Here is a 10,683-nt window from a genome sequence, read left to right on the forward strand (position 1 = left end):
CCTTCTACCGGGTCGCGACGGGCGTCGCCGTCGGGCGGCGGCCGGCCGTCGTGGCGGGCGAGGTCGCGGGCGTGCGGCTGCGCGTTCCACGGTCCTCGCGGATCACCTTCGCGTAGGCTGCGAAGGCCGAGACCCGCTCCTCGGCGGGCCAGGGCACGGTCAGGCCGCGCACCTGTCGCGTGGTCCAGCGCAAGGTCTTCGTGCTCTTCGGCTGGAGCGCCTGGTCGAGCAGGCCGAAGTAGGGCTCGATCCAGCGGTTCACCGTGAGCAGCGGGGCGCGCGCGTGGTGCGTGGGGTCCGCCAGGCGGAAGTAGGTCATCCCGACGGCGCCGCTCGCACGCGCGGCGCGGGCCACGCGATCCACGAACTCCGCCTGCCCCGCCCGGCCGTGCCCCAGCGGAGAACGCGACTCGTAGCCGGTCTCCGCCACGGTCACGGGCTTGCCGGAGACGCGGCGGTAGAAGGCCACGCGCCGCTTGAGCAGCCCGCCCGGATCGCCCGTGCCGAGCGCGCCGCCGAGGGGGGCGAGCCCCGCCGGGATGCCGATCGCGTTCGTCACGGCGATGGGGAGCACGTAGTTCGGGTAGTAGTCCACGCCCACGCGGTCCACGAAGCGAGAGAGCCGGTAGATGGCGTCGGCCATGTTGTCCTCGCGCAGGAGGAGCGTGGCCGGCAGCCAGAAGAGCTGCTCGGTGAGCCGCTTCGAGCGGCGGACGAGCTTGGTGAGAAGGTGCGCCTCGGCTCGCGCGCGCTTGTCGGCGGGGAGGGGGACGGGATCCGAGAACTGATCGTAGAAGTTGGTCGTGAGGACCGCCCCGGGGACCTGCTCGCGCACGGCATGCGAGAGGCTCCGCATGAGCTTCTCCTTGAAGTCCCAGCTCCACCAGGTGTGCCCGCTGCGCCAGCCCCAGCCGGGGAGGGTGGTGAGACCGGCCGAGTTGAGCTCGTTTTCCACCTGGAAGTGGCGCACGCCGAGCGGCCGCAGCGCGCGGGCGATGTCGCGCACGTTGGCGGCCACGCGGTCGATGTAGTCGGGGGCGCCGGCGTCGAGGCCCTTCGGGAGGGCCGAGCTGCTGCCGACCCCGACCACGGCGATGACGTCCAGCCCGGCCCGCCGGAAGGCCCGCACGGCGCGGAGCGCGGGGTGCTGCGGGTTGCGCGCGATGTCGAGCGTCTCGCGCATCGGCAGCTCGTAGCGCACGTGGTCCACGCCGAGCTGCTTCAGGCGGCGGATCATCGCCTCCTGCTGACCGGGGGCGAAGCGCGTGGTGGCCGCGAAGATGCCCCAGTCGGCGGAGACCCCCCAGCGGAAGCCGTCGCTGCGCCCCTTCTCGGCGGCGCGCGGCGCGGGGGTCGCAGCGTAGAGCGGCGTGCTGGGAGCCGACGCGGCGAGGGCTCCGGCGCCGAGGAACCACACGGCGGAGCCGAGGCGGCTGCGACCTCGGCGACGAAGCAGGTTGGACAGCCCGCATGTGAGCAGGGTGAGCGCGTGAGAGGGCGTGAGCTGCATGGCTAGGGGGCACGCAAGTGCAGAAGCCGTGCCACGGCCGCTAGGGCCTAAGTGGCGGGATTCGAGGGCGTCCCGGTCCGTGCGGTCTTCGGTTGCCGTCGTTGCGGTCGAGGCTTCGGCCGGGAACCGGAGGGGGGCGCTGCCACGCGAGGCTGGAACGTCGTCGAGACTCCGTGCGCGCCCCGCCGCCCAAGGGGGAGGAGCGGAGCGCGCGCGTGGTATGCTGAAACCATGTACCGGGACGATCGCACGGCCCTCGAAGCGCGCCTGCGGAGCGTGGAAGCGGAGCTCGAAGCGGAACGGCGCAAGCGGGAGGCGGCCGAGGCTGACGCGCGGGCGGCCGCCGCGCGCGAGGACGAGCTGCGCGTTCGGAGTGGCTTCGGGATCCCTCCGGCGGTGGCGGCGCGGCGTCGGCGCCTGGCGCTCGCCGCGGTGCTGCTCGGCCCGGTCTTGCTCTTTGGGGTGGGCTGGTCCCTCTCGGCGGCCCGCTCGCAGCGCGCGTCTCATGCGCTCTTGGAATGGGAGCTGAGAGACGCGCAGGCCAAGCTCAACCGGAGCGAGGCCGAGCTCTCGCTGCGACGCGCCGAGGAGCGCAGGAAGGCCCGCGAGGAGCGCCTGGGGCGGGTGCTGAGCCTCGCGGGCGACGTGGAGCTGCGCCTGAACTCTGCAGAACCTCCCTCGGTGCGCGTGCTCGACGACCGCGGACGCGTGCTCGGGTTGACACCGCTCGTCTTGCGCGTTCGTCGCTCCGCGGCGCCGCTCAGGCTCTCGTTCCTCCAGGAGGGCTACCACGCGCGGGAGCTCGAGGTGTTGCCTGACACCTCACGCCGCGTGACGGTGCAGCTCGAGCGCGTGAAGTAGCAGCGCGGGCTCTTGCCCTATCTCGGGTCGAGCGATGCGGGTGCGCTCTGCAGCGGGTTCGCCGCGTCGTCCAGGAGCAGCTCTCGCCCGACGCGCTTCGTCGCGAAGCGGGTGAGGCGCTGGACGACGCCGAGCACACCGTTGCTCACGGCCCGCAGGAGCGGGTGGTAGCCCGCCTGGTTCACCGCCAGGGCCGAGAGACCGGGCATGGTCTGGAAGGCACGGCTGGCCTGCGGAGCCCAGAGCCCGAGGAAGTGATCGCCCAGGTTCGCGGTGAGCGCGGCCACCGCCGTCCCCGTCACGAGGCCGAGCACCCACTCACCGCGCGACGGGCGCGTGACGTGCGACGGCAAGCCGGGCAGCACGCGGTCCACCAGCGAGCCGACCACGAAGGAGCTCGCGCCGGCCAGCACCGGGCTTCCGGTGAACGCGAAGACGAGGGCACCGGTCCCGACGCGCGTCGCCAGCAGCGCGGCCGCGCGCGCCATGCGCTTGGGCGAGCGAACGAAGTCCTTGGCGAAGTTCCACTGGTAGATCGTGAATGCGGCGGCCTTCGCACAGAGCGGGGCCACGGCGGAGCGCGCCGCGCGGGTCGCCGCCCCGAGGCCCGCGCCGAGCTGCTCGAGCAAGGGCTTCTGCGGGCGCTGCGACTGCTCGAGCAGGCACGCCTCGAGCTGGGCGCGGACCTGGGCCACCGAAGGCGGCCGGAAGGCGAAGGGCGGCGCGGCCGGGCGCACCGGCAGCGCGACGTTCGACGGCGTCGGCGCGATCTGCGCGGGCTTCGAGGCCCAGCTCTGAGAGGTTCGGGGCGAAAGGCTCGCCGACCGCCGAGGGAGGAGTCCGACGGAGGACTCGGCGCGCACCGCCCCTTCGCTGGCGGCCACGAAACCGAGCGCCAGGCACACCGCGGGCAATGGTCCGACGGGCCGGGTCCTCGTGCGTGCCCGGCCCACGGGCTGTTCGACCATACCAGGAGGGCAAGCACCAAGCGTGCCGCCGGCAAGGCCGCGACACTCCGACGACGCGCTACGGCATTGGCCCGGCCATCGGAGTAGTCAGGCGTGCGAATTCGCACAGGGCCCGGCGCGGAATAGCCGGATCGGGTTGTGCAGGTCGAGGCGCGCGAGGGGCCTTCTTCCCGGCGAAAACGCGCCGCCGCCGGGCGGCCGGGATACACTCGATCGGCAGAGGGAGGGACATGACAGCGCGTGCACGGAGATCAGCGGTCTGGCTCGGAGCGATGCTGCTGGGCGTCGGGTGCGGCGTCGAAGGGGGGCGGCTGGATGGTGGGGGCCGTGTGGACAGGTCGGGTTCGACGCAGGACCTCGGCGTCGGCGGGGACGCGGGGCGCGCCGACGCCGCGGGCCCGGGCTGCGGCCTGCCGGCGATCACGCTGCCCAAGCAGGAGACCGGCGAGGATTGCCCGCCCATGAAGCCGGCCTGTCCGGCCCCCGCGCCGACGGGGAGCGCCCTCCAGGTGGTGGTCTCCACCTGCACGTTCGGCTCCGCCGCGACGACCTGCACTCCCGTCCTCGCTCCGATCTGTCCGACGGACAAGCTGGCCTACACCTTCAACACCTTCACCAACCCGAACCCCGGCGCGCCGAAAGGGTGCGTGGGGACCGTGAACGTGGAGGCCAAGAAGGGGCTCGCCGGCGGCGTGGACCTGGAGTGGCGGGCCTTCGAGCTGGATAAGGGGTGTCTGCAGGTGGGGGGCGAGCTTCGTGGCAAGGCCACCGTCGAGGGCTCGTGCTGCGAGAAGGTGGCCGACGTGGTCTTCCCCGCGGGGAAGTTCACCTTCCGCGTCGTCTTCCGCACCGACTGGCAGAAGTAGGCCGAGCGCGCCGCTCCTCGCCGTCCGGTCGCGAGAACGCTTCTTGCGCAGATTCGACGAACGCCTCGCAGAATCGAAATCCGTCGCGCGGGCGTCGTGGTGGTCGCGGCGCGACCGCTTCACGGCCCGCCGCCGCGCTCTCTCGCGCAAGCCACCGAAATGGGCGCGGACGTGAACGAGCTCGGTGACGCGTCGAGTGTCCAGCCTCACCATCGAACGTTGGGCACGCTTCTCGCACCCCGCCGCCGCGATTCGCTCCGTCGGAGCGCCACCAGGGAAGGGGTGTCTCATGCGTCGCCACGTCGCGCTCGGGTCTGTGCTCGGCCTCGTCGTTTCCACTCTCAGCGTCGCGAGCTCCGCGCACGCCGCACCGCCGACTCCGGTCGAGGCGGCGAAGAACGCCACGCGGGATCGCATCGAGGGGATGCGGCTCCTCGTCGGGTTCGCGGACCCGACGCGGCGGGATGCGCGGGCCATGGTGCCGCGCCTTCGCGGCGGAGACGCGATGCTGGGGCTCGTGGGGCTGGGTCTGCGCTGGGGACGGGCCCTCGAGATCGCCGACGGAAAGATCTGGTCCGAGACGCTCGTCAGCCCGAAGCTGCACCTCGGGCTCGGCCTCGGCGTCACGGCGCACGGCAAGGGCCTGGCGGACTACGCCGCGCTGAACTACGACCCGACCCACGGCTACGACGCGCAGCCGCGCAGCGCCGCTCGGTCGGCGATCCCGGTGATCGAGGTGGCGCTCGGCATGACGTGCGCTCTGGGGATGGGCCTGATGGGCGAGCTCGGGCTGAACCCGAAGACCCTCGCGCGGGACGTGGCGCGCATCGTGCGGCGGCAGCCTGGCAAGGCCCCGGGCGAGCGCCTGGAGACGCAGATCGCCCCCGAGGAGCTCGCGGGCTACAAGCTCGGTCCCGTTCCGCTGCCCACGAGCATGTTCCTCCCGCTCTCGGCCGGCTACCTCGCCGTGGGTCCGAACGTGAAGCTCGGTCGCTCCAAGGCCCAGCCCCTCCCCGCCGCCGAGACCGTGCGCGGCTGGAGCGGCCAGCTCGACGCGGCCTACCGGCAGCTGAACGCCGGCGACCTGGACGGTGCCGGCCGGCTCGTGGCCGAGGTGGAGCGCGCCTTCGGCCAGCTCGTGCGGTAAGCGCCCGGTGGGCACGGGGCCCGAAGCCCTGGCCCGTTGCGCGCCACTTCGGGTGGGTGGCCACACGAGCGGCCGAACAGCCGGCTCGCATGGGCGCGAGCGGCCACCACGCCGCGGTCGCCCCTCCGGACAATAGCCCCGATCTCGCGTACCTGAGCTACCCCGGGGCCCCACGCCCCGCGGCCCGGTCGTTGCACAACGCCCTCCGCACGTCCCGTGTCGGAGGAAGGCCGCATGACCAGCAGGATCGCCGCGCTCGTCTTCGCCTCGGCCCTGTCGCTGGGGGCCGCCTCGGTTCACGCGCGAGGTCCCGGTGGCGTGCCGGAGGAGCTACCTCGCGGGGGGTTTCTGCGCGGCGTCTTCGCGCGCCTCACGGGGCAGCCGCTCCGCCCAGGTGAACGGCTGCTGCGAGAGGTGCGCGGGGCGAGCAGCACCGAAGCGGCGCGGGTCGCCGCCCGCGTCTTCGTCCAGCACGGGGGGCGCGCGAATCTCGCCGGCACCTCCCTCTACGACCTCGGGAAGGTGGTGCACGAGATGCGCCGCCTCGGGGCGGGGGCCACGGCTTCGGGCCTCGTGCTCGCGTTTCAGCGCTTCTGGACCCCGCGCATCGGCGTCGGCGAGCTACGCACCCTCATCGGCATGACGCCCGCGGGTACCAACCGGGCGCAGGACCTGCTCATCACGCGTTTCTACGACGCCAACTTCTTCGGCCGGAGTCAGGCGGCGGCGCTGCGCGCGAGCCTCGAGTCGCAGGAGGACGGCTTCTTCGGCTTCATCGGCGACCTGTCGGGTCCCGTTCGCGAGGTCCAGTTCGCGCGCTACGGAGCGGCGTTCGGGGAGAGCGCGAACTTCGCGCGGCAGGTCTATCGCTCGTGGAAGGCCGAAAAGGCGGCGGAAGCGGCGCAGAAGGCCGCCGAGGAGGCCGAAGCCGAGGCCCGCAGCGCGCGCCTACACGCGTTCATGAACTCGCCGGGGATCGGCCATCACCACCACCTGCACGACGACTGAGTGAGGCAGGGGGGTTAGGGGGAAGGGGCCCGCGCGTTCGCGCGACGGCTACTCGAAGAGGAAGCGGAAGTTCTCGGGCACCACGCTCCCCGTGCGGGGCGCGTTCGGGTGGTTGAAGATCACCATCCCGCGCAGGGCCTGCGAGTCGGTGCGCTCGGCGAGCGTGCGGCACCAGCTCGGTGGATCGGCGCCGTAGGGGATGTTCCGATCCACTTCCTTGTTGAGCCAGGAGCTCATCCAGGAGGTGCAGTTGTGCGAGCCGTCCCGACGGCCGGTCACGTAAGGGGGCACGCCGCCGTTGTACTCGGTCTCGCCCAGCGTCCCCTCGAAGTCCCGCTCGATGGCGGTGATGTAGCGGTTGAACTTGTCGAGCTGGATGTTGTTCAGCTTGGCCAGGACGGTGGTGCGCTGCTCGCCGGGCTCCGGCAGGGCGAAGTCCTCGGCGTCGTAGTAATTGTAGACCTTCATCGTCTTGCCCTTGCGGTCGGCCGAGAGGCGCGCGTTCGTGCCGAGGCCCGTGCCGACGTGCAGCCAGTCGTCTCCGACCGGATTCCAGAGCTGCACCGTGTTCGTGCCCATGGCCTTCAGGAAGTCGGTGCGGAAGGCCTCGAACTTGGCCTGCTCCTGCGCGGTCCAGTCGTAGGTCTCGCCGCGGCCGAAGTTGGTGTTGATGAAGACGGCGGGTCGGCCGCGGTAGGTCGCGATGTGCACCTTGCCGCGGTAGGCCTGGCGCAGGCTGTACATGCGGTCCAGGAACGAGGCTCCGCGACCTTCGCCGCCCGTGCCGGGCTGCGGCGGCGCGGCGAGCGCGGCGGAGGACCAGAGACCCAGGGCAGCCACCACAGGGGCCAGCCACCGACCCAGAGCTTGCGAACGCATGGGAAACCTCCCGTGTACGAGTCGTTGTGAGTGCGACGTTCGCAAAAGCAACGCACGTGCCACGCGTCGCGAGGGGCCTTCCGAGGGTGCAATCGCCACGGATCCCAGCGCCCTGCGCGTGAGCGGGCGGCGACGGGCGGCGCGGGCCGGGAGGGAGCGTCTCCCCGCGAATCGGTGGGCCGGGGAGCGTGGTCGCTGGTTCCTGGAGAGAGGCGAGATCCCGCGTGGCAGGGGGGCTACGTCCTTGCCGCGGACGGTGGGGGAACGGCCCTGGCTACTTCTTGGGGAGCGGCAGATCCGCGAGCACCACGGCGGGGGTGTTGAGCTCGCTCGAGGCCAGGGTCGCGCCCTCGGGGTCGAAGATCCCGCCCCCCGCGCCGGGGGCCTTGGTGGTGTTGGCGGCCACCACGAACATCTTGGTCTGCGTGGCGAAGTTCTTCTGCACGTTGAGCGGCCACCAGATGGAGCTGCCCGCGTTGGCCGGGCCCACGGTCCAGTAGGCCGAGAAGAGGGCGAGGGCCGGCTTCTGCGCGACGAACTCCTGAAGCAGCTTCATCTCGTCGGCGGCGCAGTCGGGTCCCACGCCGTTCACCGAGCACTGGATGTCCGCGCAGATGAGCAGCCCCGCCTTTCCGACGGGGGTGTCGAAGTAGTTCTCCGTCACGTGCGTGCCGGGAGCGAGCTGCTTTCCCTCGCCCCCGAAGAGGTGGAACTTGTAGTGCCGCGCGAGCACCTTGCCGTCGGGGCCCACGGCCACCTGCGTGTTGTGGAGCTTCGCGGCGCCGCCGCTGCCCTCCTGCGTGATCAGGTTGAAGACCAGCGTGACGTTCAGCTCGTCGGCCAGCTTGCCGAGGGTACGGAGGATCGAGCCGTCGGTGAAGCGGGCGTCCGTGGTGAGCGCGTCGCCCTTCGCCGGGGCGGGCTCGGAGGTCTTCTGATCGATGGCGTACTCCGGGGTGACGACGAGGCGCGCCCCCTTCTTCGCCGCGTCCTTCACGAAGTGCGTGAGGCCGCACAGATCGTCGCCGCAGCCGGGGACCTTGCTGAAGTCGCCGTCCGCGTATTGCACCCCGGCCACGCGAAAGGTCGTCGCCGCGGCGTCGGGGCTCGCGCCGCGGTCGCTCGCTGCGCCGCCGTCGCGCGAGGCGCGGGCATCGCCCGATGGGGGCGCTCCGTCGGAGGAGGCGCCGCTCGAGCTCGAGCACGCGCAGAGCATCGGGATCGCAGCGAGAATCAAGGTTCGCACGGCACGACGTACGCGCATGGGTCCCTCCTGGCGGAAAAAACAGAACACTTCACGCGGGTCTTTGCAAGGCCGCTTGATCTTCTTCCTGCGCGGATCGATATTGCGAAACCTCAACGGACACGAAGCCAGGGCGTCACCCGCGGAACAGGCTGCGGAGTGGGGCTCCGGCATTTGTGCCTCGCGACAACGGCACGTGGTGGAGGAGGACAGTCATGGCGAATTATGGTCTGTTCATTGGGTGGAATCGGTCTATCCCGGGCAAGGAGCACATGGCGCTCGAGCTCTTCCAGAGCGCGGTGGGGTACTGGACCAAGCAGCGGGACGCGGGGAACATCGAGAGCTTCGAGCCGATCATCCTCACGCCGCACGGCACGATGCTGAACGGCTGCATCGTCGTGCGCGGGGAGCGCCAGCGCGTGGATAACGCCCGCTGGAGCGAGGAGTTCATGGACATCCTCACGCGCGTGGGCCTCTGCGTGGACGGGCTCTCCGTCGTGCCCTGCTACATCGGCGAGGGCGTGCAGATGCAGCTCAATCGCGTGAAGAAGCACCTCACCAAGTAGTCCCGCCTCCGGGCGACGAACTTCCCGAAAGCTTCGTGGTGCGACCTCTCTCCGGGCCCGAAAGGACCCGGGGCGGGGTCGCGCGCGTTTTGGGGGCGTCGTCGGTTCGTCGGAGAGCGCGACGGTCGACGACGGGCGACCCTGTGCAGCGGGTCTACCTGCGCCGATTGTGGTCGAGGACCGCGCGGATGAGCTGGGCGCGGGACTCCACGCCGGCCTTGGCGAGGACGCGGGAGACGTGGGTCTCGACGGTGCGCTCGGAGCAGTCGAGGCAGAGGGCGATGCTGCGGTTGGCCATGCCGTCGAGGAGGAGCGAGAGCACCTCGCGCTCGCGCGGGGTGAGGGACCAGCTCTCGGCGGGGTCGGCGCCGCGGTCCGTGTGGTCGGGCCCGCGGTCGGCGGTGGGATGCGGGTTCACGGCGGGGCGCTCTACGAGGAGGTGATACGCGGGGAGGCCCCGCTCGAGGAGGGGCGAGACGACGAAGGCGGCGTCGCTCGCGCGCTGGCGTACGGCGAGCTGAAGGGCCGCGGCGAGGCCTCGCGGGTCGCGGTCGAGTCGCGAGCGGCCGAGGCCGTTCGTGCAGCGCGCCTGGCCCCGGCCGTCGAGGAGGAACGCGGCGCCGGGGACCTGCTCGAGCGCGAGGTCGAGGGCCGCGGCGCGAGCGCGCACGGGTGCGAGCTGCTGCTCGAGGCGCAGCCGATCCCGGAGGGCCGGCACGAGGGCCGTGAGCGCGCGCTGCTGGGACGCGCTCACCGGGTCGAAGGTGAAGCCCCCGACCCACGCGAGGAGCGCGGGTCCATCGCAGACCAGGACGCGAAGCTGGTGCATACCGCCCGCTCCCACGGCGTCGAGCAGAGGGTTCAGCTTCGCGAGACCGCTCGCCAGTGCGGGGAGGTCTTCTCGCGTGACCCCCCACCGTCCGTTCCTTCGTCGGCGCTGCTCGAGCGGGCGCTGGATCCAGGTCGCCGAGATGCACACCGCGCGGTTTCGCTGCGCGGGCTCGGGACGCGCGGGGTTGAAGTAGCCCCAGCGGACGTCCTGTCCGCCGATGAAGGCGGCGAACCGCTCGGGCATCTCGGGTCCAAAGGCGGTCTGTCCCAGGTCCGTCAGCTGAAAGGTCTCGTGCGAACGGCCCACGGAGTAGGCCACGGCGCGGTCCACTAGCCCGTGCTCGACCAGCAGGCTCGTGAGGGTGTCCAGGGCTCCGGCGCGGTCCGCGTGCAGGGTGCGCACCGCCTCGGAGAGACCCCTCAGGCTGCGGCCGCGGCGATGGGTAGAATGCGCGTTCAAACGCCTCGATGATACGACGGCGGGGGTGGTCGCAGGAAGGGTCTGCGTCAGCGATCAGCCTCGCTGGCCGTCACTTCCAGCCGGCGCTCACCGCAGGCCGCGGATCTGCCCGTCCACGAGGTCGATCCCTTCGGCGTTGGGCACCTCGGGGAGGCCGGGCATGCGCAGGATGTCCCCCGTCATGACCACGAGAAAACCGGCGCCCGCGTTGATGAGCACGTTGCGCACGGTGATGTCGAAGTCCTCGGGGCGGCCGAGGCGCGTCGGATCGTCGGAGAGCGAGTTCTGGGTCTTGGCGATGCAGACCGGCAGCGCGGCGTAGCCCAGCCGCTCCACGTCCTTCA

General features: G+C 71.7%; 11 protein-coding genes. 5 read left to right on the top strand and 6 right to left on the bottom strand.

What is annotated here, in order from left to right; all coding sequences use genetic code 11:
* Window positions 1–4 precede the first annotated feature (4 nt).
* The gene (locus tag IT371_00225) at window positions 5–1,510 is read right to left on the bottom strand and encodes a hypothetical protein (protein ID MCC6746047.1); all 1,506 of its coding nucleotides are present in this window, start codon (window positions 1,508–1,510) and stop codon (window positions 5–7) included.
* A gap of 231 nt (window positions 1,511–1,741) precedes the next feature.
* Here IT371_00225 and IT371_00230 point away from each other — a divergent pair, with 231 nt between their 5' ends.
* Window positions 1,742–2,371, top strand: a complete 630-nt coding sequence (locus IT371_00230) for a hypothetical protein (GenBank protein ID MCC6746048.1) — start codon at window positions 1,742–1,744, stop codon at window positions 2,369–2,371.
* A gap of 17 nt (window positions 2,372–2,388) precedes the next feature.
* Here IT371_00230 and IT371_00235 read toward each other — a convergent pair whose 3' ends face one another.
* Window positions 2,389–3,255: a hypothetical protein gene (locus tag IT371_00235; GenBank protein MCC6746049.1), complete on the bottom strand. Its 867-nt coding sequence runs from the start codon at window positions 3,253–3,255 to the stop codon at window positions 2,389–2,391.
* Window positions 3,256–3,569: 314 nt separating this feature from the next.
* Between IT371_00235 and IT371_00240 the strand changes: the two genes are divergently transcribed.
* The 3 genes from IT371_00240 (at window position 3,570) to IT371_00250 (ending at window position 6,360) form a co-directional block, all read left to right on the top strand.
* Complete coding sequence (locus IT371_00240; protein ID MCC6746050.1) at window positions 3,570–4,205, top strand: hypothetical protein; 636 nt, start codon at window positions 3,570–3,572, stop codon at window positions 4,203–4,205.
* 289 nt (window positions 4,206–4,494) lie between these two features.
* A complete protein-coding gene (locus IT371_00245; protein MCC6746051.1) occupies window positions 4,495–5,352 on the top strand; it encodes a hypothetical protein in 858 nt (285 codons plus the stop codon).
* Between the two features lie 234 nt (window positions 5,353–5,586).
* On the top strand, window positions 5,587–6,360 hold the full coding sequence (locus IT371_00250; protein MCC6746052.1) for a hypothetical protein: 774 nt from the start codon (window positions 5,587–5,589) through the stop codon (window positions 6,358–6,360).
* 48 nt (window positions 6,361–6,408) lie between these two features.
* Here IT371_00250 and IT371_00255 read toward each other — a convergent pair whose 3' ends face one another.
* Both IT371_00255 and IT371_00260 read right to left on the bottom strand, forming a co-directional pair.
* Complete coding sequence (locus IT371_00255; GenBank protein ID MCC6746053.1) at window positions 6,409–7,239, bottom strand: hypothetical protein; 831 nt, start codon at window positions 7,237–7,239, stop codon at window positions 6,409–6,411.
* A gap of 274 nt (window positions 7,240–7,513) precedes the next feature.
* Window positions 7,514–8,503 carry a carbon-nitrogen hydrolase family protein gene (locus tag IT371_00260; protein ID MCC6746054.1) on the bottom strand — a complete coding sequence of 330 codons (990 nt, stop codon included), beginning with the start codon at window positions 8,501–8,503 and terminating at the stop codon, window positions 7,514–7,516.
* Between the two features lie 194 nt (window positions 8,504–8,697).
* On the opposite strand from IT371_00260, the gene IT371_00265 reads away from it, so the two are divergent.
* Entirely contained in the window at window positions 8,698–9,048 is a 351-nt protein-coding gene (locus IT371_00265; GenBank protein ID MCC6746055.1) for a hypothetical protein, read from the top strand.
* Between the two features lie 154 nt (window positions 9,049–9,202).
* On the opposite strand, the gene IT371_00270 is transcribed toward IT371_00265, so the two are convergent.
* Both IT371_00270 and IT371_00275 read right to left on the bottom strand, forming a co-directional pair.
* On the bottom strand, window positions 9,203–9,877 hold the full coding sequence (locus IT371_00270) for a hypothetical protein (protein MCC6746056.1): 675 nt from the start codon (window positions 9,875–9,877) through the stop codon (window positions 9,203–9,205).
* Between the two features lie 549 nt (window positions 9,878–10,426).
* On the bottom strand, window positions 10,427–10,683 hold a 257-nt coding region (locus tag IT371_00275), incomplete at its 5' end, for a formate--tetrahydrofolate ligase (protein MCC6746057.1).

The sequence above is a fragment of the Deltaproteobacteria bacterium genome (genome assembly GCA_020848905.1).
Taxonomy (GTDB): Bacteria; Myxococcota_A; Polyangia.

What these genes read in the sequence shown, in the direction of transcription:
- IT371_00225 (MCC6746047.1), bottom strand. Translation starts at nt 1,510, where the DNA reads ATGCAGCTCACGCCCTCTCACGCGCTCACCCTGCTCACATGCGGGCTG.
- IT371_00230 (MCC6746048.1), top strand. Translation starts at nt 1,742, where the DNA reads ATGTACCGGGACGATCGCACGGCCCTCGAAGCGCGCCTGCGGAGCGTG.
- IT371_00240 (MCC6746050.1), top strand. Translation starts at nt 3,570, where the DNA reads ATGACAGCGCGTGCACGGAGATCAGCGGTCTGGCTCGGAGCGATGCTG.
- IT371_00245 (MCC6746051.1), top strand. Translation starts at nt 4,495, where the DNA reads ATGCGTCGCCACGTCGCGCTCGGGTCTGTGCTCGGCCTCGTCGTTTCC.
- IT371_00250 (MCC6746052.1), top strand. Translation starts at nt 5,587, where the DNA reads ATGACCAGCAGGATCGCCGCGCTCGTCTTCGCCTCGGCCCTGTCGCTG.
- IT371_00255 (MCC6746053.1), bottom strand. Translation starts at nt 7,239, where the DNA reads ATGCGTTCGCAAGCTCTGGGTCGGTGGCTGGCCCCTGTGGTGGCTGCC.
- IT371_00260 (MCC6746054.1), bottom strand. Translation starts at nt 8,503, where the DNA reads ATGCGCGTACGTCGTGCCGTGCGAACCTTGATTCTCGCTGCGATCCCG.
- IT371_00265 (MCC6746055.1), top strand. Translation starts at nt 8,698, where the DNA reads ATGGCGAATTATGGTCTGTTCATTGGGTGGAATCGGTCTATCCCGGGC.
- IT371_00270 (MCC6746056.1), bottom strand. Translation starts at nt 9,877, where the DNA reads ATGCACCAGCTTCGCGTCCTGGTCTGCGATGGACCCGCGCTCCTCGCG.